A 25,385-nucleotide genomic window follows, 5' to 3' on the forward strand; every position below is an offset into this window, starting at 1 on the left:
TGGGTCCCGTACGTACTACGGGCGGCTGAGGGCGTCGGCGGCGCCGGCTCCACCGGCCACCGTCGCGAGTCCGTCGGCGTCGGTCCGCAGCGGGTCCTCCAGCAGGTGCTTGCCGAGCCGCTCCGGATCCGGCAGCGCGACCGGGTACACCCCGTCGAAGCAGGCGCGGCAGAGCCGGTCCATCGGGACCGTGGTCGCCTCGACCAGGCCGTCCAGGCTGATGTACCCGAGCGAGTCGGCGCCCAGCGAGCGGCAGATCTCCTCGGTGTTCAGCCCGTTCGCGATCAGCTCGGCGCGGCTGGCGAAGTCGATCCCGTAGAAACACGGCCACTTCACCGGCGGCGCGGTGATCCGGACATGGATCTCCTTCGCGCCGGCCTCCCGCAGCATCCGGATCACGGCCCGCTGGGTGTTGCCGCGGACGATCGTGTCGTCGACGACCACCAGCCGCTTGCCCTCGATCACCTCACGCAGCGGGTTCAGCTTCAGCCGGATCCCGAGCTGGCGGATCGTCTGGCTCGGCTGGATGAACGTCCGGCCGACGTACGCGTTCTTGACCAGGCCGGAGCCGTACGGGATACCGGACTCTTCGGCGTACCCGATCGCGCCCGGCGTACCGGACTCGGGCGTCGCGATCACCAGGTCGGCGTCCGCCGGGTGCTCCTGGGCGAGCTTGCGGCCGATCTCGACCCGGGTCGAGTAGATCCGCTGCCCGGAGATCTGGGTGTCCGGGCGGGCCAGGTACACGAACTCGAACAGGCAACCCTTCGGATCCGGCTCCGCGAACTTCGTCGACCGCAGCCCCTCGGCGTCGATCGCGACGATCTCCCCCGGCTCCACCTCACGGATGAAGCTCGCGCCGACGATGTCCAAGGCGGCGGTCTCGCTGGCGATCACCCAGCCGCGCTCCAGCCGGCCCAGCACCAGCGGGCGGATGCCCTGCGGGTCGCGGGCGGCGTACAGCGTGTTCTCGTCCATGAAGATCAGGCTGAACGCACCCTTGACCTTCGGCAGGATCCGCGCCGCGGCCTGCTCGATCGTCAGATCCGGGTACCCGGCCAGCATCGACGTCAGGATGTCGGTGTCGCTCGAGGCGTTGTGCTTGGCGTTCGCCTTCGCATGGTCCACCTCGGCGTCCAGACCGAGATCCAGATCACCCTCACCGGCGAGACTGGCCGCCAGTTCGCTGGTGTTCGTCAGGTTCCCGTTGTGCCCGAGCGCGATCGACCCCGTCGCCGTACTCCGGAACGTCGGCTGCGCGTTCGCCCAGACACTGGACCCGGTCGTCGAGTACCGGCAGTGACCGATCGCGATATGCCCCTTCAGAGACGCCAACGTCGCCTCGTCGAAGGCCTGGCTGACCAGCCCCATGTCCTTGTAAACGAGAATCTGATTCCCGTTACTGACCGCAATCCCCGCCGACTCCTGCCCCCGATGCTGCAAGGCATAGAGCCCGAAGTACGTCAGTTTGGCAACCTCTTCACCCGGCGCCCAGACCCCAAAGACGCCACAAGCGTCCTGCGGACCCAGATCCTGCGGGTCGAGTTCATGAGTAAGCCGACCATCGCCACGAGCCACACGAGCAGTCTACGGGACGCCCCGGGAGCAACGACCAGCGACTACCAACAGGTCTGGAGCGGCCCGCAGGCGGGCTCAGATGGGCTGACAGCCGATGCCGGAGCCGCCGAGGCGGCCGCAAGAAGCAGCGCAGATGCGGCTACACTCAGCAACTTCTTGATCACGTTTCGGCCTTTCGAAATAATCCGGAACCTGCCGTTGGGTCCTCTTTGTCGACGCTGTCTGTATATGGTCGGTTCCGACAAGTTCTGAAGGAGAGGGATCGTGCTCGAGCCGCTGGGGGTGGACGAAGCCACTTTTGCGGTCTACCACGCCCTGCTCAGCCATCCAGACAGTACGCCCGAGCAGATAGCGGCGCTAGTAGATCGCTCGACGAGCGAAGTCCATGAGTTCATGGACAAGCTCCGGCGGCTCGAACTGTTGGTGCCGACGTGGACCAACCCGGATGGCGAACACGCGGTACATCCCCGCGTTGGGCTCACGGGCCTTGCCGAACGGCGACGTACCGAGCTGAACAAGGCGCTCGGCGAGTTGAGAGAAGCCGAGGCCTCCGCAGAAGTCATCGCAGAGCAGTACAACGAACTGCTGACGTCGCGGAGCAGCGGGGACGTCGAGGTACTCAAGGGTCGCGCGAACGCATCGCGTCGGATCGAGGAACTCGCACTGAAGGCCAAGGACACGTTCTGGGGGCTGGTGCCCGCTCACTTCGACGACTCGGTCCCGAAGTCGGAGCGGTCGCCCGACTTCGAGCACCTGGGGCGTGGGCTCAAGATGCGAACCGTGTACCTCCAGAGCATGACCGCGTCGAAGCAGGCGCTGGAGTACGCCGCGACGATGCACAAGCTCGGCGGCGAGGTCCGGATGACGCCGACACTGCCTATGCGCTTGCTGATCTTCGATCAGGAGATCGCCGTCATGCCGATGGACCCGGACAACCCCACCGCCGGCGCAGTGATCCACCGGACCCCCGCTGTCGTGTCGGTTGCCCTCGCGCTCTTCGACTCGTACTGGTCCCGCGCAACGGAGATGTTCGACGCCGACGACCGCGACGACGAGACGCCGCTGACGCCTCACGAGTCCGAAGTACTGCGGCTGCTGGCCGGTGGGGCGAAGGACGAGCAGGTGGCGCGGCTTCTCGGGATCTCGCTTCGTACCGCGCGTCGTATCACCGCGAACCTCTCCGAGCGGCTCGACGCCGCCAGCCGGTTCGAGCTCGGGGTCGCGGCGGCGAAGCGCGGCTGGGTCTGACGCCGTTGTTCGACTCGTCGGGCCTGACGGAGGATCTGCTCGCGGTCTACCGGGTCTTACTGCAGCGGCCGGACCTCGGCAGGGCGACGCGGCTCGATGAACTCGCCGCGGAGGTCGGCCGTACGACGGACCAGACGGCCCGGGACATGCAGCAGCTACGTGCGATGGGGTTCGTGGTACCCAGTTGGTTCGAGGGCGTGGAGTACCCGCTCGATCCAGCACTCGCATTCGGCGGTCTTGCCGACAGTCGGCAGCGGCAAATTGACGCGCTGAGTGAAGAACTGCGGTCAGACAAACTCGCTGCGGACAGATTCACGGCAGGCCTTGCGAACTTCCTGACTCAGCGAACTGCCCACGATGTCGAGATCCTTGAAGGTCTCGAACTCGCCAACCAGAGAATGCAGCGCTTCGAGCCGAGGACATCGATGTGGGCATTCCTGCAAGACGCAAGCATCGGCAATTGGGATCCGGAGACCTTCCCTGATCGCCCGCATCTCGAACGCGGAGTGGAGTTGCGCTATCTCATCCCGGAAGCAACACGTAAACGACCGGGGTCACGCGAGATTCTGGAATTCATCGTGAGCCTTGGCGGCAAGGTTCGCATCGCGCCGTCGGTTCCGTTCCGAATGATCATCTTCGACAACGAGTCCGTGGTGGTTGGGATCGATCCTGATGACACCACAGTCGGCGCGGTGGTGCACCACAGCCGTGCTGTCGTGCGGTTGGCAACGGAGCTCCATCGGAGCTACTGGGACCGGGCGTTCGAGCCGTTTGCGGAGGAGCAGTGGGCTCGGAATGGGGGGATTGGGGCTCAGGAGCGGGAGTTTCTTCGGCTGCTGGTGCGTGGGGGTACCGATGAGCAGGTCGCGCGGAAGTTGGGGGTTTCGTTGCGGACTGTGCGGCGGATTGCAGCGAAGCTGAGTGAGCAGGTGGGGGCTTCGGGGCGGTTTGAGTTGGGGGTTCGGGCGGCGCAGCGGGGGTGGGTGGATTAGCCCCAGTCCCAGGCTTGGGAAAGGGTCTTCACAGGGCAGGACAAAGCGTTCTCCTTGATCGGGGGAAGGGTGAGAGGAATGGGTGCGCCGCCCGTTCGCCTCTCGGTAGGAGAGTCAAACAGAGGGTGTGGGGTGGGGCAACGAGCGACGCTGGCCGGGGGAGGTCGTTGGCCGGGGGCGGCCAGGTGTGCCGTGGGCGAGGGCAGGACGCGTACCCGTGCACCGGGAGCGAGCGCCGCGCGGTCGAGCAGTCGAACAAGTCCGCCGGGGAGTACGTCGCCTTCTTGCTGGGGGACACTGGGTCGCCGGGCGGGGGTCGGCTGCCCGGTCGCGGCGTACACATTCTGTCCGAGGCGGGCAGCCGAGCCGTTATGCGGAAACTTTCTGGCGCCAGGTGACGAATAGTTTCCGCACAGCGGCTCGGACCGGTCAGCGGGCCGGCGCCTAGACCGTTTTGAGGGCTGCCAGGAGTTTGGTGAGGGAGTCTCGGGCGTCGCCGAAGAGGAGGGTGGTTTTGGGGTCGTACAACAGCTCGTTTTCGATGCCGGCGAAGCCGGGGCGCATGGAGCGTTTGAGGAAGATGACTCGTTGGGCCTCGTCGGCGTTCAGGATCGGCATGCCGTAGATGGGGGCCGAGGGGGTGTTGCGGGCGGCGGGGTTGACGACGTCGTTGGCGCCGACGACCAGGACCACGTCCGTGGACTTGAAGTCGCCGTTGATGTCGTCCATTTCCTTGAGTTGGTCGTACGGGACCTGGGCCTCGGCGAGCAGGACGTTCATGTGGCCGGGCATCCGGCCGGCCACGGGGTGGATGGCGTAGTCGACCTTGACGCCGCGGCCCTGGAGTTCCTCGACGAGATCGCGGAGGGTGTGCTGGGCCTGTGCGACGGCGAGGCCGTACCCGGGCACGATGATGACCTTGTTCGCGTACCCGAGCAGGATCGCGACGTCTTCCGGTCCGCCCGAGATCACCGGCCGGTCGGACGCCGTACCGGCGCCGAGGGTGGAGCCGCCGCGGACGGCGCCGAACAGGATGTTGAAGACGGACCGCCCCATCGCGTCGGCCATCAGCTTGGTCAGCAACGTACCGGCGGCGCCGACCAGCGTGCCGGCGACCAGGAGCAGCGTGTTGCCGAGCACGTACCCGCCGGCCGCGACGGTCAGACCGGTGAAGGCGTTCAGCAGTGAGATGACGATCGGTACGTCGGCACCGCCGACCGGCAGCACCAGCATCACGCCGATCGCGAGGCCGACGAGGCAGAGCAGTACGCCGACCCACACGCGCGGGTCCGACACCAGCCACACGCCGAGCGCGACCCCGCCCAGCAGCGACGCGACGAACAGCACCGGAAGACCGGGGAACGTGACCGGCCGGGTGGTCATCAGCTCCTGCAGCTTCGCGAACGTCACCACCGAGCCGGCGAAGCTGATCGCCCCGACCAGGATCGTGAAGGCGGTGGCGATCGCCGCGACGGTCGCGTCCGCCGTCACTTCACCGAGTTCGAGCAACGCGACCAGCGCGGCCGCCCCGCCGCCGACACCGTTGAACAAGGCAACGAGCTGCGGCATCTGTGTCATCTGCACGCGCCGGGAGCCGATCACACCGCCGATCGTGCCGATGATCAACGCGATCAGGATCGGCGCCAGGTGGTTCGGTTTGTACGCCGCGAACGTGATCAGCACCGCGAGCACGGCACCGGCGGCGCCGATCAGGTTGCCGGTCCGGGCGCTGCGTGGCGACGACAGCGCCTTCAGCGCGACGATGAAGCAGACCGCGGAGACCAGATAGCCGATCTGGGCCCAGGTGGGGATCACTTGTGCAGCTCCTTCTTGCGAGCCCCCGGACCTTTGAACATCTCGAGCATCCGGTCGGTGACCACGAAGCCGCCGACCATGTTCACCGTCGCCAGTACGACGGCCAGCAGCCCGACGATCATCACGATCACCGAGTCGGTGGCGCCGGTGACGATGATGGCGCCGACCAGGATGACGCCGTGGATGGCGTTCGCCCCGGACATCAACGGGGTGTGCAGCGTCGAGGAGACCTTGCTGATCACCTCCACGCCGACGAAGGCCGCGAGGACGAAGATCGTCAGCAGCGCAATCGATTCACTCATGCCTGGGGTCCTTCCAGCAGGGCACGGGTCGGCTCGTGCAGCACGCTGCCGTCGTGGGTCACGCAGCAGCCGCGGACGATCTCGTCCTCGAAGTCCGGGTCGAACGCGGCGTTCCGCGTCATCAACCGGATCAGGTTCGCGATGTTCTGGCCGTACAGCCGGGACGCCGGGCCGGCCATCTGCGACGGGACGTTCGCGCCGCCCCAGACGAGCGCGTCGCCGATCGTCAGTTCGGTCCCGGCGACCGAGCCCTCGACGTTGCCGCCCTGCTCGGAGGCGAGGTCGACGACGACCGATCCGGGCTTCATCTGTTCGACCATCGACCGCGACACCAGCATCGGCGCGGTCCGGCCCGGGACGGCGGCGGTGGTGATCAGCGCGTCCGCGGCGGCGACGTACGGTGTGAGGAGTTCGCGCTGGAGTTGCGCGCGTTCCGGGGTCATCTCGCGGGCGTATCCGCCTGCTCCGTCGAGCGTTCCGAGTTCGAGCTCGATCGGGACGGCGCCCATCGACGCGATCTCCTCGGCGGCGGCGGTGCGGACGTCGTACGCCTTGACGACCGCGCCGAGGCGCTTCGCGGTGGCGATCGCCTGCAGGCCGGCGACCCCGGCGCCGAGGACGACGACCTGGGCCGGCGGGACGGTGCCGGCCGCGGTCATGTTCAGCGGGAAGAACCGCGGCAGCCGCTCGGCGGCGACGATCGCGGCCCGGTACCCGGCGACGAGCGCCTGCGACGACAGCGCGTCCATCGACTGGGCCCGGGAGATCCGCGGGATCAGCTCCATCGCGAACGCCGTCAGCTTGGCCCGCGTTGCGGTACGGACCACGTCCGGCGGGTTCGTCGGCAGGAACGACATCAGCGCCGTACCGGCGTGCAGCCGCTGCAGGCGTTCGCGTTCCAGCGGTTGCACCGACGCCACCACGGTGGCGGCGTGATCGGCGCCCCAGGCAACCTCGGCGCCTGCCTCCCGGTACTGGTCGTCGGAGAACAGCGCGCGTTCACCGGCGGCCGGCTCGACCGCGACCTCGTAGCCGAGCTCGATCAGTTTCGCGACATGTTCCGGCACCAGTGCGACCCGGCGCTCGGCCGGCCTGGTCTCCCGTACGACTGCGATCTTCACTCGCCGAAACCTATGCCAAACTGTGGGTCGCCGGAAAGCCTGGTCACGCCTGGTTTGCGAGGTTCTGCAGCAACAGGGCTTCCGCGAGGCAGACCTTGCGGAACTCGGCGAGGTGCAGGCCCTCGTCGATGCCGTGTGCGCGGGTGTCCGGATCCTCGACGCCGGTGACCAGGATCGTCGCCGCCGGGAAGGCCTGCTGGAACTCGGCGATGAACGGGATCGAGCCGCCCATCCCCATGTCGATGGGCTCCACACCCCACGCTTCCTGGAAGGCCGAACGGGCGGCTTCGTAGCCGGCGCCGCGGGCGTTCACGCTGCACGGCTGGCCGGTCTGGCCCTCGGTCACGGTGACCTGCGCGCCCCAGGGCGCGTTGTTCTCCAGGTGGTCACGCAAGGCGGCGCTGGCCTTCACGGCGTCGTCACCGGGGGCCACGCGCAGGCTGACCTTGGCCCGCGCGACCGGTACCAACGTGTTGCTGGCCTCGGCCACGGACGGCGCGTCGATGCCGACCACGGCGACCGCCGGCCTCGTCCACAGCCGGTCGACGAGTGAACCCGAGCCGGTCAGCCGGACGGAGTCCAGGACCGACGACTCGGCCCGCAGCCGGTCCTCCGGGTACACGACGTCCGCGGCGCGGGACGCGTGCAGGCCGTCGACCGCGACGTCGCCCTTGTCGTCGTGCAACGTCGCGAGCAGCCGGCACAGCGCCGACAGCGCGTCCGGGATCGGGCCGCCGAAGAGCCCGGAGTGGACGGCGTGATCAAGCGTTCGAACCTCGACGTACGACTCGACCAGGCCGCGCAGCGAGACCGTCAGCGCCGGGTGGCCGACCTCCCAGTTGCCGGAGTCGGCGATCACGATCGCGTCCGCGGCGAGTTCGTCGGCGTACTCGTCGAGCAGCTGCAGCAGGGTCGGCGAGCCGATCTCCTCCTCGCCCTCGACGAACACCGTCACGCCCACCGGCAGATCGTTGCCGAAGGCCCGTACGGCGGCCAGGTGCGCGGCGATCCCGGCCTTGTCGTCGGCGGCGCCCCGCCCGTACAGCCGGTCGTCCCGCTCGGTCGGCTCGAACGGGTCCGACGTCCACTGCCCGACGTCGCCGGTCGGCTGCACGTCGTGGTGCGCGTACAGCAGGACGGTCGGCTTCCCGGCCGGGGCCGGCTTCTTCGCGATCACCGCCGGCGCACCGTCGCCCGCACGGACGATCTTGACCGTGAACCCCTCGGCCTCGAACAACGCCGCGGTCGCCTCGGCGGACCGCTGGACGTCGGCCGCACGGGCCGGTTCGTAACTGACCGACGGGATCCGGATGAGGTCCTCGAGGTCGGCACGGACACTGGGCAGAACGCGGTCGATCGCCGCGGACAGATCGGTCATGCGACAACCGTACGGCGTCCGTTCGCGAAGCCGACGCCCAGTTCACCTAGCCACGTCAATATTTGCCGTCTTACTCTGAAATTCTCGAAGGTTTCCGCCCAACCGAAGAGGATCTCATGACCAGACTTGCGATCGCCCTCGTCGTCACGGCCGCCGCCCTCACCCCGGCGCTGCCGGCGAGCGCCGCCATCAGCTGCGACACCGCCACCACCGGCGGATCGACGTTCTACGACGGCCCGTCCGCCTCGAAGAAGTACGACGCTCGGTTCAGTAACAGCGCGAGCATCCCCAACCTGAGTACCTACACCCCGCAAGGCGCCGGTACTTGGTACAACTGGGACGGTTCCGGGAAGAACCTGCTGCTGGTAGCGGCGTACCGTGCCGGTGCCGACTCGGAGATCTACGGGATCGATCCGGCGACCGGGTCCACGGTCGGGGTGGTTGCGATTGCCGAGTCGCATGTCGGTGGGATCACCGTCAGCAAGGGCTGGGCGTTCGTGTCCGGGCAGGGCAGCAGCATCCGGAAGTACCGGCTGACGGATCTGCGGGACGCGTTGAAGGCCGCCGGTACGCCGTACCTCGGGCAGGTCGGCACCGCCCGGGACGTGGCCGGCTCGTCGTTCATCGGGAGTTACGGGGACTCGTTGTTCGCCGGGACGTTCAACGACACCGGGCGCGGGACGATGTACGAGTACAAGATCGCCGACGACGGCACGCTGACCACGGTCGCCGGCGCGTGGGAGATCCCGACGAAGACGCAAGGCCTCACGGTGACGGCGAACCACTTCATCTACAGCACGTCGTACGGGCGGGGCAATCGCAGCAACATCTACGTGGTGAAGCGCGGCCAGAAGGACCTCGATGCGGCGGCGCTGAGCTGTTTCCGGGCGCCGAGCATGACCGAGGGAATCACGGAGTACAACGGGACGGCGTACCTGGTGTACGAGTCCGGGTCGCACCTGTACGCGTCGGATCCCGCGACGCTGAACGTGATCCCGCGCCTGCACAAGGCGTCGATCTCGTCGCTGACCGCGCTGGTCCCCTAGGGAGCCGTGTAGCGCACCGAGTTCAGTACGTCGGTCCGGGTCGACGCGTCGGCGGCCCGGACCTGGATGTGCACCTGTACGCCGTTCTCCTGGCGGTACTGCTCCACCACCGCCGGTCCACGGCCGCAGGTGAGCTGGAACGTCGCCTTGGCGCCCTGCACGTCCTGACCGCTCACAGTACAGCCGTCCGGAGGCGTGACCGTGCGCGGCAGCGTGCTCGCCTGCACCAGGCCGACATACACGCCCTCGACGCTCGCGTTCGACTGCCAGGCTCGGGTGTCCGAGCTGACCAGCAGCGAGGTCTGGTCGTCGACCGCCTTCTGACCCCAGTCCCGCGGAACCTCGACGGAGAAGGGGGGATCGGCCACCTTCACCGGCCGGGTCAGCACGTACTCGTACCCGCCGTACCCGCCGCCCGCTGCGAGCACCACCGCGGCCAGCGCGGTGATCACCCCGGCCCGTCGGCGCCTCGGCTTCGCCGCGACCGTCCGCTCGTTGGCGTTGGACAACGCGGTCGCCTGGTCGACCGGAGCGGTGGTCCCGGTCGGCGCGGGCATCTCGGCTGCCGGCACCAGCCGCGCCGGGACCTTGCCCGTGGTGTGTGCCTCACGCAGCGCGTCGAGGAAGCTGTCCAGATCCGGCCAGCGCTGGTCCCGGTCCGGCTCGAGCGCCCGGCGTACGACGACGTCGATCGCGTCCGGGACGTCCGCGCGCAGCGTGGTCATCGAGGGCGGCGGCTTCTCGATCTGCATCACCGCGCCGAGCGTGGCGACCCCGTGCGGCGCCCGGCCGGTGAACGCGGCGTACGCGACGGCGCCCAGCGAGTACAGGTCGGCGCGATGGTCGAGGCGTTCGCCCATCACCTGTTCGGGCGCGACGTACGCCGGGGTGCCGCCGGGCAGCGTGATCCGGGAGACCTCGGCGAGCGACTTGCCCAGCCCGAGGTCGGACAGCATCGCGCGGTCACCGTTCGGGTCGGAGCGGAACAGCACGTTGGCCGGCTTCACGTCCCGGTGCAGGACGCCGCGGGCGTGCAGGTGCTTGAGGCCGCGGCCGACCTGGGTGATGACCCGGACCGCCTCGCCGAACTCGAGCGGCCCGGCCTTGATCCGGTCAGCGAGCGTGCCGCCGTCGGCGTAGGTCAGCACCATGAACGGGCGGCCGTCGTCGGCCTCGCCGATGTCGTGCACGCCGACGACGTACAGCGAGTCGACCTTGCGGAGGAATCGGCCCTCGGCCAGGAACCGCCGGCGGACGTCCTCGTCCTCGACCCAGTTCTCGGACAGGATCTTGACCGCGACCTCGGCGTCGAGCTGGTCGTCCCGGGCCAGCCAGACGGTCGCGAAACCTCCGGCACCCACCCGGCGGACCAGGGAGTACCGGCCGATCCGGTCAGGCTGGTCCATGGCGCAATTATGCTCGATCTGACCTGCGACCCGTTCGCGGGAGTGAACAAAGCGGCATTTCCGGGCGTCACAGTCCCCGACGGCGGGGGCCTGGCTCCCGCTCCGACCGTGGTCCGCCGCACGGTCCGCTACCGACCGTGACCAGACCATGACTGTGCAAGGAGATCGCCGATGCGCGTGCCGAACGGCGGACTGGCCGCCCTCGTCGCTGCTGTCGCCGTAGCCGCCGTGGCGGGCGGCGGAGCGCTCGCCTACCGCCAGGGCCCACAGCCGGCCGACGCCTCGGCGGCCGTCCCGCTGTCGACGTCCCCGTCGGCGGCAAGCACCCCGAGAGCGACCACCAGCGGTACGCCGAAACCGGCCGCGACCCCAACGCCGTCGACCAGCACGCCCACGAGCGGTCCGACGACCAAGATCGACCTGAAGAAGCTCGCCCAGGGCCGCGCGCCGCAGGTCGCGTACCTGAGCGGCCGCACGATCCGCGGCGGCGCCGGCAACGACGTCACGATCCCCGGCACGATGGACATCCAGCAGGTCGCCCGGCTCGGCATCACGTCACTCGCAGTGGTCAGCAAGGGTTTCGGCAACGAGCTCCTGACCTTCGACGACAACGGCAAGATCGTCCGGCACACGCCCGATGTCACCCAGATCGTCACCACCGACGACGGCACCGCCGCGGCGTACCTGGGCAGCAAGCTGAAGTCCACGGGCGAACAGACCGCCGGCGCGATCGTGTACGCCGAGGACGCCAAGACCCAGAACGTCCAGAAGGTCGAGGTCCCGGGCGTCTGGAACACGATGCTGCGCGGCTACGCCAACGGCACAGTGTACTTCGACGCGTCGACCACGCAGGACGGGACCACGAACCTCTACGCGTGGACGCCCGGCGACTCGAAAGCCACCCCGATCAAGGCGGTCCCGTCGGCGACAGCCGTCTCGAGCATCGGCACCGCGGGCTCGCTCACCACTCTGGCGAATCAGAACAGCTGCAGCAGCCTGCTCGCCATTCCGACCGGGAAACGGCTCTGGCGCACCTGCGACTACATCATTGCAGGCTTCACCCCGGACGCCTCGACGGTCATCGCCGGCCCGAAGTACGAGGACGGCTACGGCCAGGGCATCGCGGCCGCACTGGATGCCAAGGGCGGCGGCCTGATCCACGAGTGGACCGGGGTGTTCCGGCAGACGGTCCCGGAGGACGACCAGCACCTACTGCTGCTGGCCGACAACGGCGAAGGTACGCCGGCTGCCATTGTCCGCTGCACGATCGCAAGCGGCGCCTGTGAGCTCGCCACGACACCTGCGAAGGGTGAGCTGCAGATCGGCGCCTGATCTGCCCTGAGCGAATCAGGCATTGTTGTAGGGACGTTGGGCAGCAGACTGGCGGCATGGAGCGGATTGCTGTGCTTGCGGATGTCCATGGCGTGCTGCCGGCGCTGGAGGCTGTGTTGGCCGAGCCTGAGGTGCAGGCGGCTGATGCTGTGGTGCTGGCGGGAGACATAGCCAGCGGGCCGATGCCTGTGGAGACGTTGGACGTGCTGACGGGCCTGGGCGATCGGGTCGTCTGGGTACGGGGCAATGCGGACCGCGAGCTGGTGGAAATGGTCCGCGGGACGTACGACGAGGAACCGCCGGACGCCGTGTCTCCGTGGGCCGCCGAGCAGCTGCGGGCGGATCAGGTGGAGCTGCTGGGGGCGCTACCGCTCACGGTGACGATCGGGGACGTGCTGTTCTGTCACGCCACGCCTCGGGACGACGTAGAGATGGTTCTTGTGGACAGCCCGATCTCCCGGTGGGCGCAGGTGTTCTCTGGACTGCCGGAGGAGGTCAGGACTGTCGTTTGCGGGCACACACATATGCCTTACGCACGACAGGTCGACCGTCGGCAGGTGGTGAACGCGGGCAGCGTTGGGATGCCGTACGGCGCACCTGGTCCCACCTGGGCGCTCCTGTCCGAAAACGGCGTACAACTGCGCTACACGCCGATCGACGCGACGAAAGCGGCCGAGCGGATCGTCGGCGAGTCGACGTACCCGGGGCGTAGCCAATGGGTCGAGGAGTATCTGCTGCACACGTACTCCGACACGGAGGCGCTGGAGGCGTTCAGGCCGCGCGCGGAGGGCTGAGCGGCTACCGTCAGGGGGTGTTCACCCGCCGGCGGAAGCATTTCGGGACCCCGGCCGACAAGGCGACGTACGCGACCCTGCACACCGCCTCGTTGGCCAGCCCGCACCTGCGCGAAGGCCTGACGCCTGCCGCGGCCGGCAAGGCCAGCCGCCACCTCCGGGACCTCCTGGGTACGGCGGCCATCGCGATCTGCGACGCGTCCGGCGTACTGGCGTGGGACGGTATCGGCGGCCCGTACGAGAGCAACCACCGGCGGGACGCGAAGGACCTGTCCGCGCCGACCCTGCGCTCCGGGCGGACCGCCGTACTGGGTGCACACGACGTGGCGTGCGGTGATCCGCAGTGTCCGATCCGTACGGCGGTGGTTGCGCCGATCGTCACCGAAGAGCGGGTTGTCGCGGTGCTGGTCGCTTACAGCAACAGCACGTCGGCCGCGCTCGTCAGAGCGACGGACGAGGTCGCCCGCTGGGTTTCGGGGCAGGTGGAGCTGGCTGAACTTAACAAGGAGCGTACGCGCGCCATGGAGGCTGAGCTGCGGGCTTTACGTGCTCAGATCAGCCCGCACTTCATTTACAACGCCCTGGCGGCTATTGCGTCCTTTGTCCGCACGGACCCTGAGCGGGCGCGGGAGCTGCTGCTGGAGTTCGCTGACTTCTCCAGGTACGCCCTGCGGCGTGGAGGCGAGTTCACGACGCTGGCGGACGAGCTGCGCAACGTCGAGCGGTACCTGGTGCTGGAGCAGGCCCGGTTCGGTGAGCGGCTGAAGGTTTCGTTGCAGATCGCTCCTGAGGTACTGCCGGTAGTTATCCCGTTCCTGGTGGTGCAGCCGCTGGTGGAGAACGCCGTACGACACGGGCTCGAAGGTACGACGGGGGTCGGGAACATCACGATCCGTGCCCGGGACCGGATCAACGAGGCCGAGATCAGCGTCGAGGACGACGGCGCCGGCAGCGACCCGGAGGTGATCCGCGCGGCCCTGTCCGGCGTCGCCAGCGGCGACTCGGTCGGCCTCGGCAACGTCGACGCCCGGCTCCGCCAGGTGTACGGCGACCCGTACGGGCTGATCGTGGAGACGGCCGTGGACGCCGGCACCAAGGTGACGTTCAGAATCCCGAAGTACTCCTCGGGTGTGCACGCCACGCCGTAGGAAACCCTTGTTTCGTTGACGGTTCCGAGTGTGCGGACTAGCGTCGGCAGCATCCCGGAGATGACATCGACCGGGGCAGGCGACGACCGGATCGCCTTCTCTCCCAGCGGCGATCTCGGCCTGCGACAGCGCACGTCTCCACCGTGCGCGGTGGGGAAACCCTGGAGAGGAGCACGACCCGTGCCAGGAAACAGGGCAGTGATCTACAAGGGACCAGGCTCCGTGGCGGTCGAGACCATCGACTACCCGACCCTGGAACTCAAGGACGGGCCGGGTGTCAACCCGGCGAACGTCGGCCGGCAGATCCCGCACGGCGCGATCCTGAAGGTGGTCGCGACCAACATCTGCGGCAGCGACCAGCACATGGTCCGCGGCCGCACCACGGCGCCGTCCGGGCTCGCGCTCGGTCACGAGATCACCGGCGAGGTGGTCGAGGTCGGCCGCGACGTCGAGTTCATCAAGGTCGGCGACCTGGTCTCGGTGCCGTTCAACATCGCCTGCGGGCGGTGCGTGAACTGCAAGGAGGGCAAGACCGGCGTCTGCCTGAACGTGAACCCGGACCGGCCGGGGTCGGCGTACGGGTACGTCGACATGGGCGGCTGGGTCGGCGGTCAGGCGGAGTACGCGCTGGTGCCGTACGCCGACTGGAACCTGTTGCGGTTCCCCGACAAGGCGCAGGCGCTGGAGAAGATCCGCGACCTGGCGATGCTCGCGGACATCTTCCCGACCGGGTACCACGGCGCCGTCACGGCCGGCGTGACCACGGGGTCGACCGTGTACGTCGCGGGCGCCGGTCCGGTCGGACTGGCCGCGGCGACGGCGTCGTTCCTGCTCGGTGCCGCGGTCGTGATGGTGGCCGACCTGCAGAAGGAACGGCTCGACCAGGCGCGCAGCTTCGGGTGCGAGGCGATCGACGTGTCGCGGGGCGACCCGAAGGATCAGATCGAGCAGCTTCTCGGGATGCCCGAGGTGGACTGCGCGATCGACGCGGTCGGGTTCGAGGCGCACGGCCACGGCAGCGACGCGAAGGCCGAGCGGCCGGCGACGGTGCTGAACACGGTCATGGACGTCACCCGGGCCGGTGGTGCGGTCGGCATCCCGGGGCTGTACGTCACCGGTGACCCGGGCGCCGGGGACGAGGCGGCGAAGACCGGTTCGCTGTCGATCCGGCTCGGCCTCGGCTGGGCGAAGTCGCTGGCGTTCACGACCGGGCAGTGTCCGGTGATGCGGTACAACCGTCAGCTCATGCAGGCGATCCTGCACGACCGGACGCAGATCGCGAAGAACGTGAACGCGACGGTCATCTCGCTGGACCAGGCGCCTCAGGGGTACGCCGAGTTCGACCACGGCGCGGCGCGCAAGTACGTGCTGGACCCGCACGGACTGATCAAGTAGCCGGACCGCCCGGCGGGAGCGGCGAGGTCCCGCTCCCGCCGGGCCGAGTCCTGCTGGGATGAGGCTGTATGGCCAGTGACGGCCGGCTGGACCTCGAGTTCGCGTACACGAGCTACGACGACTCCTGCAAGGACCTGTACTCGCCGTACTACTTCTGCCGGCGCCCGCGCGGGCACGACGGTGTCCATGCGGCCGGCTTCGGCGCACACCGGCTGCGTTGGGAGCACCCGCCCGATCATCTGCCTCACATGCTGTCGTAGGAGCTAGTGTTCGCAGCATGGCCGAGACTCCCCTGCGCGTGCTGGTTGCGGACGACGAGGAGCCTGCGCTGGCCGAGCTGGTGTACCTGCTGGGGCAGGACCCGCGGATCGGAGAGATCCGGACGGCCGCGAACGGGCCGGATGCGTTGAAGATCCTGCAGGCGACCGATCTGGACGTGGTGTTCTGCGACATCAAGATGCCCGGGCTGGACGGGATCGACCTGGCGCGGGTGCTCTCCAAGTTCGCCAGCCGGCCACAGATCGTGTTCGTGACGGCGTACGACGAGCATGCGGTCGCGGCGTTCGACCTGGAGGCCACCGACTACGTGATGAAGCCGGTCCGCCAGGAACGGCTGGCAGAAGCGGTCCGCCGAGTGGTCACCCAGGGCGCACCGGCCGCCCTGCAGACTCCGGACGAGACCGACGACGAGGTGATCCCGGTCGAGCTGGCCGGCATCACCCGGTTCGTCCAGCGCTCCACAGTCCGGTACGTCGAGGCCCAGGGCGACTACGCGCGTCTACACACCGGCCAGAACTCCCACCTCGTACGCATCCCGCTGAGCACACTGGAGGAGCGCTGGCGGGACGCGGGCTTCACGCGGATCCACCGGAGCACCCTGGTCGCTCTGCAGCACGTGGACGAGATGCGGGTGGACGGCGGGCGCTGCGCGGTCCGGGTCGGCGACGACTGGCTCCCGGTGAGCCGACGGCATACCCGCGAGCTCCGTGACCTCCTGGTCCGCTCCCGATGAGTACGCCTGACGGACCGCGCCGGGTCCGCGTCACGAGCCCTAGAGCGAGCGCAGCCCGGCGTCCGCTGACTCCTACGGGCACCAGGGAGATCGACGAGCAGACACGGCTCGGCCAGGTCTACATGCAGTCGTTGGTCCAGTCCCAGCTCCGGCTGACGCTGGCTGTCATCGGCAGCGTCCTGCTCGTGCTGGGCAGCATCCCATTGCTGTTCTGGCTGGTCCCTCCAACGCGCACACTGTCCGTCCTGGGCCTGCCACTGCCCTGGGTGATCTTGGGCATCCTCGTGTACCCCGTGGTGTACATCGCGGCACGCATCTACGTCCGTAACGCAGAACGGATCGAGGCGGAGTTCACAGAGTTCGTAGGGCGGCAGTAGGTGTCCCCGGCGCTCAGCGTGACCGCGATCAGCCTGGTGGTCGTGGCCACGATCGGAATCGGCCTGTTCGGTCTCCGCATCTCCCGGACCACCAGCGACTTCTACGTCGCCAGCCGGGCCGTCTCGCCGCGTTGGAACGCATCCGCAATCAGCGGCGAGTACCTGTCCGCCGCGTCCTTCCTGGGCGTAGCAGGACTCGTACTGGTGAACGGCGCCGACATGCTGTGGTTCTCGGTCGGCTACACCGTCGGCTACCTGATGCTGCTCGTCCTGGTCGCCGCCCCGCTCCGCCGCTCCGGCGCGTACACGTTGCCCGACTTCGCCGAGACCCGCTTCGAGTCCGCCGCCGTACGACGAATCTGTGCCGGGCTCGTGGTCGGTATCGGGACGCTCTACCTCCTCCCCCAGCTGCAAGGCGCCGGCCTGGCCGTCCAAACGGTGACCGGCGCGCCGCCGCAGGTCGGGGCCGCGGTCGTCACGGTCATCGTCGTGATCAACGTCGCCGCCGGCGGGATGCGCTCGATCACGTTCGTCCAGGCGTTCCAGTACTGGCTCAAGCTGACGGCGTTGGCCGCACCCATCTTCGTCATCCTGCTGCTCTGGCATCAGCCGACCGACGTCCTCGACTCGCTGCACGGAGCCGCCGCCACGTGGGCCGAGCCGCTGTCCCGCGCGGGTGGCCGCGACCACCCGCTGTACGCGACGTACTCGTTGCTCTTGGCCCTTTGTTTCGGGACGATGGGCCTCCCGCACGTCCTGGTCCGCTTCTACACCAACCCCGACGGCCGCGCGGCCCGGCGTACGACGGTGGTCGTACTGGCGTTGCTCGGCCTGTTCTACCTGTTCCCGCCGATGTACGCCGTCCTCGGCCGGACGTTCGCGCCGGACCTGGTGAGCACCGGCGGCGACACCGTCGTACTCGAGCTGCCCGGCCGGGTTTTCCCTGGTACAGCAGGGGATCTGCTCGGTGCACTGGTCGCGGCGGGTGCGTTCGCGGCGTTCCTGTCGACGTCGTCCGGGCTGACCGTCGCGATCGCCGGGGTGATCGACCAGGACCTGTTGCGGAGCCGCCTGCACCGGTGGACCAGCGGGGACTACGTCGCGGTGAACAGCTTCCGGATCGCGGCGCTGATCGCGATGATCGTGCCGTACCTCGCGTTCACCGTCACCGGCGCGTTGAGTCTCGCGGACACCGTCGGACTGGCGTTCGCGCTCGCGTCGTCGACGTTCTGCCCGTTGCTCGTCCTCGGGATCTGGTGGCGGCGGATGTCGACGACCGGCGCCGCGGCGGGGCTGGTCGTCGGCGGGATCGCGGCCAGCGCCGCCGCACTGGTGAACGTGTCCGGCGGCCCGCAGGGCGGATGGCCGCGCGCGCTCGTCGGACAGCCGGCCGCGTGGACGATGCCGCTCGCGTTCCTCACCGTGGTCGTGGTCTCGAAGCTCACGCCGAACAAGATCCCGGCCGGCACCGCCCGCAGCATGGTCCGCCTGCACACCCCGGAGGCCGTCGACGTCGACCGCGGGCTGCCGTCGGCGCGCTGACCGTTCGTCGCGGGATTCCTACCGTTCACCGCAGTTCAGTGATCCACCGAACGACTGGTGTGCTCCGCTGAGCGACCGGTGCGCGCCGGTGCTGTCGGGACGGCAGTGACCCACGACACAGTACGGGGCAGCCGGCTCCCTACCGCCCGGCGTGATCCCCGTTGGAGGTCCCGCATGAGTGAATCCACTCGCGAACCGGAACTCACGACGTACCGGGATGTCCAGGTGTCACCGGACTTCTCCGAGCTGCGTCGCCGGTTCCGGCGTTTCGTGTTCCCGATGACCGGACTGTTCCTGGTCTGGTACTTCGTCTACGTCCTGCTCGCCGACTACGCGCACGGCTTCATGTCGCACAAGATCGGCGGCAACATCACCGTCGCGCTACTGCTCGGCCTCGGCCAGTTCGTGTCGACGTTCGCGATCACGATGATCTACGTCCGCTGGGCAGACCGCCGGATCGACCCCGACGCCGAGAAGCTCCGCCACCAGCTCGAGGGAGACCCGCAGTGACCGCCCCCCTGATGTTGCCGTTGGCAACCGTAGGCAACCCGACCGTCAACATCCTGATCTTCGGGCTGTTCGTGCTGGCCACGCTGGCGATCGTCTTCCGGGCCTCCCGGAACAACAAGACCGCGGCCGACTTCTACGCCGGCGGCCGGAACTTCACCGGCCCGCAGAACGGCATCGCGATCTCCGGCGACTACCTGTCCGCCGCGTCGTTCCTCGGCATCGCCGGCGCGATCGCGCTGAACGGGTACGACGGCTTCCTGTACTCGATCGGCTTCCTGGTGGCGTGGCTGGTCGCGCTGCTGCTGGTCGCCGAACTGCTGCGGAACACCGGCCGGTTCACGATGGCCGACGTACTGTCGTTCCGTCTCAAGCAGCGGCCGGTCCGGATGGCGGCCGCGATCTCGACCCTCGGCGTCTGCTTCTTCTACCTGCTGGCGCAGATGGCAGGCGCCGGGGGTCTTGTAGCCCTCCTGCTCGGCGTCAGCAGCAAGACCGGTCAGAGCATCGTGATCGCCGTGGTCGGCCTGCTGATGATCGTGTACGTGCTGGTCGGCGGCATGAAGGGCACCACCTGGGTGCAGATCGTCAAGGCCGTACTGCTGGTCATCGGCGCCGGGATCATGACGCTCTGGGTGCTGGCGAAGTACACCTTCAACCTGTCCGGCCTGCTCGGCGCCGCGGTCGACAAGAGCCCGGCGGCCGGCGAGAAGCTGCTGAACCCGGGCCTGCAGTACGGCCTCACCGGCGTCACCAAGCTGGACTTCATCTCGCTCGCGCTCGCCCTGGTCCTCGGCACCGCCGGCCTGCCGCACGTGCTGATGCGGTTCTACACGGTGCCGGACTCGAAGGAGGCGCGGCGCAGCGTCAGCTGGGCGATCTGGATCATCGGCATCTTCTACCTGTTCACGCTGGTCCTCGGGTACGGCGCGGCCGCGATCGTCGGGCCGGATCGTATCAAGGCGGCCCCCGGCAAGGCGAACTCCGCCGCCCCGCTGCTCGCCTACGAACTCGGCGGCGAGGTGCTGCTCGGGATCATCTCCGCGGTCGCGTTCGCCACCATCCTCGCGGTGGTGGCCGGGCTGACGATCACCGCGAGTACGTCGTTCGCGCACGACATCTACGGCCAGATCATCAAGAAGGGCCAGATCAGCGGCGACGGCGAGGTCCGGGTGGCGCGGCTGACCGCGGTCGTGATCGGCATCGTCGCGATCATCGGCGGCATCTTCGCGAACGGGCAGAACATCGCGTTCCTGGTGGCGCTCGCGTTCGCGGTCGCCGCCAGCGCGAACCTGCCGACGATCCTGTACTCGCTGTTCTGGCGCCGGTTCAACACCCGCGGCGCGCTCTGGAGCATCTACGGCGGCCTGGCCTCGACGATCATCCTGATCGTGTTCAGCCCGGTCGTCTCCGGCAAGGTCGACAAGAAGACCGGCGCCAGCCTGTCGATGATCACCGACACCGGGATCGACTTCCATTGGTTCCCGCTGGACAACCCGGGCATCATCTCGATCCCGCTGGCCTTCCTGCTCGGCTGGCTCGGCACGATCACCAGCAAGGAGCCGGTCGACGTCGACAAGTTCGCCGAGATGGAGGTCCGCTCTCTCACCGGCGCCGGCGCCGAAAAGGCGGTGTCGCACTAGAAGACCTGTCAGGCAGGCTCTGCTGAGTCGACGCGAACCTGCCTGACAGCCCCAAACAAAAGATGGTAAGAAGAGAAATGGAGATGGGAGAAGAACAAAAGAAGATACAAGAGAAGAGATATAGAGTGGTGGTCACCTTCGGCACTGACCCTAAGGTTTCCAAGGCCACGAAAGAAAGAACATAGAAAAGAAGATTAGAGTGGCCGGGCGTCGGTTGAGTTGGCGGTGCGCCCTCGGCTGGGTTGGTGGCCGGCCACTCCGCTCATCAAGGCGAGAGTCGAACTGGCGGGTGGCCAACCGCAACGGGAATTGCGTGCTCTTCCAGGCAATCGTTCAACTCCAGGAACTGAAGCAGAGCATCACGAAGTTCGCCCGCTCTCAAGACATCGGTCGCGGTGTCCGCACACTGAGCCCGCGCGGCCGCTGAGGGCGCCCCGGCAAGTTGTCCGACTGTGCATCCTGTAGCGTGCGCGATCAGCACCATCTCCGGCAACTTCGGCACTCGATCACCTGCGATGATCGCTGCACGCGCCGAACTCGACAGACCCGTCGCCATCTGGAGTCTCATAGGGCTCAGATCGGCAACCGTGACGACTGCCGAGCGCAGCGCTTGGTGGCGGATTCTCCCGGCAACATCGGTCACCCATCGTGGAAGAGGCTACTTACCCAACCGGGGCTGACGAGGCTCAGGAAATAGCCAGCCAGGAGGTTGATCACCCCGATCAAGATGCCACGAGCCGTTGGCGTGCGGTGTGCCTCCTTGATCTGCTCGGTGAGAACTGCGAGTTGCTCGTCTGACAGGTCCGCGATCGACATGGCCTTGCTGGCTTCATCGCGCAGTTCACCGATCAGCTTCTTGTCTGCTTCGATCGCTAGTTGCAGTTCCTCGGACAGGCTCGTCGCTTCGTGCAACACCTGCTCCAGCGCCCTCGTCTGATCCTGGAGCCGATAGACCCGATCCATCTGCGGCGGCGTCCGATTCGCGAACGTCTCGAGACAGTCGGCACGACTGGTTCGATACACCCACACGCAGTAGACGCAGATAGCGAAGGCTCCAACAACGAAGACGGTCCAGAATACGGTCGGAGTCGGCCGCAACTCGAAGGCAAGATTCCATGCGCCGAGCAACGAGAACAACGCGCCGAACCAGACCGTGGTCAGGCCAAGGAGGGAGCCAGAGGTCTGAGAGATCGCCTCCAATCGCGCCCTCCGTGACCACTCAGACCGCAGAGGTCTGGGAAGAGCTCGCGGAGCCATACCGTCGGCTGCGTGCCAGATCCGCTCGCGCCACCAAAACACGCCCGCGGGAATCAACACAAGGTTGACCGCCAGCACAAAGAACCTCTCAGCGTCGTGGCTGGCGAACCTGTCCAGCGGGCCGAGCAGCATGAACGTTGCGAACTCTGCTACCGCACCGGTCATCGAGAGCAAGGCGATCCGGCGTATCCACATCGCGCGATCACTCAGGCTCGGTGTCCTGCCACCAGGGCGTCGGATCACTGGAACGCTCAATTCATCTCCTCTTCGTCACACCTGTGTAGCTCGGAGCGTCGACTCGGTCACTCTAGGTGTGGACGCGTAGCGATGAAAGCCGGTTCCCTGCAGACGAAGACATGCCAGCTGTCCTGACCGGCAACATCACCTCTTAGCGATCAGAACACCTGCGCGGTGCGTCACAGATCGACAGATAAGAACCAACACATCAAGGCCGCGACACAGCGCGCCGTCATCGCTGGGTCAGCGGCTGGATTCGGCGCCGCCGTTGACCTGGATGACCTGGGCGGTGATGTGACCCGCGCCGTCGGACGCAAGCCAACGCAGGGTTTCGGTGACGTCGCTGGGGAGGCCGACGCGTCCCGTGGCGGTTTCGGCCGCGCGGGCGAGACGCCGTTCGTCGGTCATGGAGCCGGCGAAGAACGGGGTGTCATCGATAAGTCCTGGCGCGACGGCGTTGACGGTGATGCCGCGGGGGCCGAGTTCCCGAGCGAGCGCGAACGCGTACGGATGGAGGGCGGCCTTAGCCGATCCGTAGGCGACGCGGCCCGAGCCTCGGTAGGCTGAGATCGAGCTGAGGAAGAGCACCCGTCCGCCAGGAGAGGCGAGGTACTCCTTGAGCGCTTCGGTGAGCAGGACAGCGGTGAGAGTGTTGAGCCGGAAGTTCAGAGTCCAGTCGTGAGCCACTGCGTCGAGCGGGTCTGGGTGGTCGACCTGCTCCTCCAGGCCACCGTTGCCGCCCGCGCTGTGAACCACGACATCGACGGTGCCGAACTCCTGCTTGACGAAGTCGGCAACGCGCCGTGCTCCTACGGGCTCGCTCAGATCGGCTGCGCAGAACAGCGATCCCGGCACCTTCTCTGCCGCCTCGGCCAGAACCTGCTCGCGACGTCCCACGAGGACGACCTGGTCGCCCTCGGCCGCGAATGTCTCCGCGGCCGCGAAGCCAATTCCAGTTCCGCCGCCGCTGATCACCACGATGCGCGCCATGCGCTCGATCTTACGAGCGGCCGTGAGCCTGCAGACCGCCAGGTCGTCAGCCGGACAAGATGACCGCACTTTCTGTGATCAGCCCTCTACACTCGGTGTCATGGACGGCTACGTGCAGGTCTCGACAACGGTTCCGAGCCGCGAGGACGCCGAGCGTCTGGCTGGCAGGGCGGTCGCAGAATGCTTCGCAGCGTCCGCGGAGGTGTCTGGGCCGATCACAACATTCAACTGGCATCCCCGCGGCCATCGTGCAAGTAGCGGCTGGCGGGTCAATCTGACGACGACCCAACGCAGATACCCGGCACTGGAGACATACCTCCTGGCCGGCCATCCAGCGACAGACCCGGACATCATCGCGTTACCTCTGTCGGGTCCGGCCATGTGTTTGGATCGGCTCGACAGGATGACCTTCGCCTGATCGACGGGCTTGCATTCGAAGCCAGTCCGGTCAGCCCTTGGCAGCGGGGCGCAGTGGATCGACCGTGATCGTGATCGCAACTGCGCGGTCGATCCAGTCCAGCACCGTCAACCGGACGTCGGCATTTGTACAGCTGGGGTTCTGCTTCAGCCGGAGTGGTGCTTGAGAGAGTAGATGCTGAAGAGCTTGTAGGGACGCAATAGGATTGGGCGCGGTGGCGTGGATCATGCTGCCGAGTTGCCCGACTCTGGCGCCAGATTCCCTGAGCAGTAGGCCGACCTGCGCATACAGTGGGTCGGCATCGGCGTCATGCATTGCTGAGTTCCTGTTGGTCATCGCCCCGAAGTGTGGCAGTGATTTCACGGCGTAGTGCGGCAACTTCGTGGTGCGAGTCGCGAAGCTTCGTGGTGGCGCGATGGACCTCTCCGAGGTCGTCGAGCACGCGCATCGAGCGAACTTGCCGTGCTTCGGCGAGTGCTCGCCGGCCGAGGGCAACTCCCTCGTCAGGATCTCCCTGATGCAGCGTCAAAGCTGCCAGCCGGGCGATGCAGAACAGCCGGGAGCGGGCGTAGGTGTCGGGGTAGCTGTCGATTGCAGCCGACAGCCGTTGTGCGGCGTTCGCAGTCTCGAGCCCGTGTACTGCAACCGCCCACAGACCATGCCCGGTGTCGCCGTTGAGTTGTGCCTCGGAGAAGAACTCCGAGTACAGCTCCCAATCGGGGTCGCCCCGGTCGTCAGCCTCGCTGAAGAACTGCACTGCGCGGTCGACTGAGCGAGCAGCCTCGCGTGCCTCGCCCAGCTCGCTGAACGCGCGAGCTTCGACAATGCACAAGGCTGAACGCCGCAACGACGACAGCCGGTCCTCACGGATTTTCGCGGTACCGATCAACGTCAGCGCGTCATCGGCCCTTTCGAGATACACAGCCTGGCGCGCCATATGCGTGAGTACGTCAGCACGCAGCCACCACGCTCCCGCCTGCTCCGCGTTGTGAAGACCAATCCGGAAGTACTGGTCGGCCTCCCAATGGCAGCCGGCGTCGAACTGCGACCACCCGATGACATTGGCCAAGCGTCCCACCGCAACCTGCATCGCCACCTTGGTCTCGCGATCAGCCTTTGCCTCCAGCAACCTCAACGCATGCTGCAACTGCGCCGCCATCGCTTCGCTCGCAATCGGATGTCCGGCATGGTCAGCGACCCGGAAGACATTCGCGATCTGTGTGATCTGATGAACGTCTTCGCGTCCGATCCGTTGCGGCAGGCCAGCACGGGTCGGCTTCAGTCCGGCAGTGCACTGTGAGCTTCCAAGGAGTGCCGGTGGCAGGCCAGTCACCGGAGGCGCCGCCGTCAGGTTGCGCAGGAACTCGACGCGCCGCAGATTTTCGCCGTCCTCCTCGAAGTCCTCGACAGGCTTGGGACCGGAGCGTTTGGGCCGAAACCCAGCCTCTACCTCAGTCACACCAAACAAACCGCAGATCGCAGCCCGGTACGGCGCGTGTGGCCACGTGACTGCTCCACGAGCCAACCGCCGGACTTGCTCCTCGCCGTACTTGCCTGGCCGCCCAGTGATCCGCTCGTACTCAGCGTTGATCAGCTCAGCTGTCCGGGCCTGGGTCCAGCCTTGATCGGCGACGAGCCGCTGAAAGCGGACGTTCGGTGCACCTGCGCCTTCGGAAGCCATCGGCACGATCCCCTTCCCCAGCTTGCTCACTGTCAACGCTAAACCACGATCTGTACCGAACGCGTCGCCCGGCAGCGAAGAACAGAGGGGTATTTGGAGGGGTTGACCGTCCTGTCACCAGCCCGATGGGAACCGCGAAGATCAGTTACCAAGAGCAACGGAGAGT

The 25,385-nt window shown here is 67.5% G+C and carries 24 protein-coding genes; 14 read left to right on the forward strand and 10 right to left on the reverse strand.

The annotated features are described in order from the left end of the window. Positions 1 to 15: 15 nt before the first annotated feature. The gene (purF, locus tag ACXJJ3_RS18995; RefSeq protein ID WP_458171527.1) at positions 16 to 1,578 is read right to left on the reverse strand and encodes an amidophosphoribosyltransferase; all 1,563 of its coding nucleotides are present in this window, start codon (positions 1,576 to 1,578) and stop codon (positions 16 to 18) included. 264 nt (positions 1,579 to 1,842) lie between these two features. Here purF and ACXJJ3_RS19000 point away from each other — a divergent pair, with 264 nt between their 5' ends. Together ACXJJ3_RS19000 and ACXJJ3_RS19005 are read left to right on the forward strand one after the other, a co-directional pair. Then, positions 1,843 to 2,826 (forward strand): helix-turn-helix transcriptional regulator, encoded by a 984-nt coding sequence (locus ACXJJ3_RS19000; protein ID WP_458171528.1) that lies wholly within the window; start codon positions 1,843 to 1,845, stop codon positions 2,824 to 2,826. A 5-nt stretch (positions 2,827 to 2,831) separates the two neighbouring features. Further along, the gene (locus ACXJJ3_RS19005; RefSeq protein ID WP_458171529.1) at positions 2,832 to 3,818 is read left to right on the forward strand and encodes a helix-turn-helix transcriptional regulator; all 987 of its coding nucleotides are present in this window, start codon (positions 2,832 to 2,834) and stop codon (positions 3,816 to 3,818) included. A 444-nt stretch (positions 3,819 to 4,262) separates the two neighbouring features. On the opposite strand, the gene ACXJJ3_RS19010 is transcribed toward ACXJJ3_RS19005, so the two are convergent. The 4 genes from ACXJJ3_RS19010 to ACXJJ3_RS19025 are packed head-to-tail and all read right to left on the reverse strand — an operon-like array spanning position 4,263 to position 8,434. Then, positions 4,263 to 5,633 carry an NAD(P)(+) transhydrogenase (Re/Si-specific) subunit beta gene (locus tag ACXJJ3_RS19010; RefSeq protein WP_458171530.1) on the reverse strand — a complete coding sequence of 457 codons (1,371 nt, stop codon included), beginning with the start codon at positions 5,631 to 5,633 and terminating at the stop codon, positions 4,263 to 4,265. Next, positions 5,630 to 5,935, reverse strand: coding sequence for an NAD(P) transhydrogenase subunit alpha part 2 (locus tag ACXJJ3_RS19015; RefSeq protein WP_344188631.1), 306 nt, complete (start codon positions 5,933 to 5,935; stop codon positions 5,630 to 5,632). Before ACXJJ3_RS19015 ends, ACXJJ3_RS19010 begins: the two co-directional genes overlap by 4 nt. Further along, positions 5,932 to 7,056, reverse strand: coding sequence for an NAD(P) transhydrogenase subunit alpha (locus ACXJJ3_RS19020; RefSeq protein WP_458171532.1), 1,125 nt, complete (start codon positions 7,054 to 7,056; stop codon positions 5,932 to 5,934). The genes ACXJJ3_RS19015 and ACXJJ3_RS19020 overlap by 4 nt, the downstream gene beginning before the upstream one ends. A gap of 43 nt (positions 7,057 to 7,099) precedes the next feature. Next, a complete protein-coding gene (locus ACXJJ3_RS19025; protein WP_458171533.1) occupies positions 7,100 to 8,434 on the reverse strand; it encodes a M20/M25/M40 family metallo-hydrolase in 1,335 nt (444 codons plus the stop codon). A 116-nt stretch (positions 8,435 to 8,550) separates the two neighbouring features. Between ACXJJ3_RS19025 and ACXJJ3_RS19030 the strand changes: the two genes are divergently transcribed. Then, positions 8,551 to 9,480, forward strand: a complete 930-nt coding sequence (locus tag ACXJJ3_RS19030) for a hypothetical protein (RefSeq protein ID WP_458171534.1) — start codon at positions 8,551 to 8,553, stop codon at positions 9,478 to 9,480. Here ACXJJ3_RS19030 and ACXJJ3_RS19035 read toward each other — a convergent pair. Then, positions 9,477 to 10,886 (reverse strand): serine/threonine-protein kinase, encoded by a 1,410-nt coding sequence (locus tag ACXJJ3_RS19035; RefSeq protein ID WP_458171535.1) that lies wholly within the window; start codon positions 10,884 to 10,886, stop codon positions 9,477 to 9,479. The two genes, ACXJJ3_RS19030 and ACXJJ3_RS19035, sit on opposite strands and share 4 nt — an antisense overlap. A gap of 171 nt (positions 10,887 to 11,057) precedes the next feature. Here ACXJJ3_RS19035 and ACXJJ3_RS19040 point away from each other — a divergent pair, with 171 nt between their 5' ends. From ACXJJ3_RS19040 to ACXJJ3_RS19085, 10 genes are all read left to right on the forward strand, one after another. Next, positions 11,058 to 12,218 (forward strand): hypothetical protein, encoded by a 1,161-nt coding sequence (locus ACXJJ3_RS19040; RefSeq protein ID WP_458171536.1) that lies wholly within the window; start codon positions 11,058 to 11,060, stop codon positions 12,216 to 12,218. Between the two features lie 56 nt (positions 12,219 to 12,274). Then, positions 12,275 to 13,012 carry a metallophosphoesterase family protein gene (locus ACXJJ3_RS19045; RefSeq protein WP_458171538.1) on the forward strand — a complete coding sequence of 246 codons (738 nt, stop codon included), beginning with the start codon at positions 12,275 to 12,277 and terminating at the stop codon, positions 13,010 to 13,012. A 17-nt stretch (positions 13,013 to 13,029) separates the two neighbouring features. Next, a complete protein-coding gene (locus ACXJJ3_RS19050; RefSeq protein ID WP_458171539.1) occupies positions 13,030 to 14,160 on the forward strand; it encodes a sensor histidine kinase in 1,131 nt (376 codons plus the stop codon). Positions 14,161 to 14,358: 198 nt separating this feature from the next. Then, the gene (fdhA, locus tag ACXJJ3_RS19055; protein ID WP_458171913.1) at positions 14,359 to 15,555 is read left to right on the forward strand and encodes a formaldehyde dehydrogenase, glutathione-independent; all 1,197 of its coding nucleotides are present in this window, start codon (positions 14,359 to 14,361) and stop codon (positions 15,553 to 15,555) included. Positions 15,556 to 15,623: 68 nt separating this feature from the next. Further along, on the forward strand, positions 15,624 to 15,815 hold the full coding sequence (locus ACXJJ3_RS19060; protein WP_458171540.1) for a hypothetical protein: 192 nt from the start codon (positions 15,624 to 15,626) through the stop codon (positions 15,813 to 15,815). 17 nt (positions 15,816 to 15,832) lie between these two features. Beyond that, positions 15,833 to 16,567 carry a LytR/AlgR family response regulator transcription factor gene (locus tag ACXJJ3_RS19065; RefSeq protein WP_458171541.1) on the forward strand — a complete coding sequence of 245 codons (735 nt, stop codon included), beginning with the start codon at positions 15,833 to 15,835 and terminating at the stop codon, positions 16,565 to 16,567. Continuing rightward, a complete protein-coding gene (locus ACXJJ3_RS19070) occupies positions 16,564 to 16,944 on the forward strand; it encodes a hypothetical protein (RefSeq protein ID WP_458171542.1) in 381 nt (126 codons plus the stop codon). The genes ACXJJ3_RS19065 and ACXJJ3_RS19070 overlap by 4 nt, the downstream gene beginning before the upstream one ends. Next, positions 16,945 to 18,486 (forward strand): sodium/solute symporter, encoded by a 1,542-nt coding sequence (locus ACXJJ3_RS19075; protein WP_458171543.1) that lies wholly within the window; start codon positions 16,945 to 16,947, stop codon positions 18,484 to 18,486. A gap of 174 nt (positions 18,487 to 18,660) precedes the next feature. Further along, the gene (locus tag ACXJJ3_RS19080) at positions 18,661 to 18,996 is read left to right on the forward strand and encodes a DUF485 domain-containing protein (protein WP_458171544.1); all 336 of its coding nucleotides are present in this window, start codon (positions 18,661 to 18,663) and stop codon (positions 18,994 to 18,996) included. 11 nt (positions 18,997 to 19,007) lie between these two features. Further along, a complete protein-coding gene (locus tag ACXJJ3_RS19085; RefSeq protein WP_458171914.1) occupies positions 19,008 to 20,636 on the forward strand; it encodes a solute symporter family protein in 1,629 nt (542 codons plus the stop codon). Positions 20,637 to 21,275: 639 nt separating this feature from the next. Here ACXJJ3_RS19085 and ACXJJ3_RS19090 read toward each other — a convergent pair. Then, entirely contained in the window at positions 21,276 to 22,148 is an 873-nt protein-coding gene (locus ACXJJ3_RS19090; protein WP_458171545.1) for a hypothetical protein, read from the reverse strand. Between the two features lie 225 nt (positions 22,149 to 22,373). Beyond that, a complete protein-coding gene (locus ACXJJ3_RS19095; RefSeq protein WP_458171546.1) occupies positions 22,374 to 23,120 on the reverse strand; it encodes an SDR family NAD(P)-dependent oxidoreductase in 747 nt (248 codons plus the stop codon). 100 nt (positions 23,121 to 23,220) lie between these two features. Here ACXJJ3_RS19095 and cutA point away from each other — a divergent pair, with 100 nt between their 5' ends. Beyond that, positions 23,221 to 23,538, forward strand: coding sequence for a divalent cation tolerance protein CutA (gene cutA / locus ACXJJ3_RS19100; RefSeq protein ID WP_458171548.1), 318 nt, complete (start codon positions 23,221 to 23,223; stop codon positions 23,536 to 23,538). Between the two features lie 30 nt (positions 23,539 to 23,568). On the opposite strand, the gene ACXJJ3_RS19105 is transcribed toward cutA, so the two are convergent. Both ACXJJ3_RS19105 and ACXJJ3_RS19110 read right to left on the reverse strand, forming a co-directional pair. Continuing rightward, positions 23,569 to 23,853 carry a hypothetical protein gene (locus ACXJJ3_RS19105; RefSeq protein WP_458171549.1) on the reverse strand — a complete coding sequence of 95 codons (285 nt, stop codon included), beginning with the start codon at positions 23,851 to 23,853 and terminating at the stop codon, positions 23,569 to 23,571. After that, positions 23,846 to 25,249, reverse strand: a complete 1,404-nt coding sequence (locus tag ACXJJ3_RS19110) for a hypothetical protein (protein ID WP_458171550.1) — start codon at positions 25,247 to 25,249, stop codon at positions 23,846 to 23,848. Before ACXJJ3_RS19110 ends, ACXJJ3_RS19105 begins: the two co-directional genes overlap by 8 nt. Positions 25,250 to 25,385: the final 136 nt, after the last annotated feature.

The sequence above is a fragment of the Kribbella sp. WER1 genome, assembly GCF_054189145.1.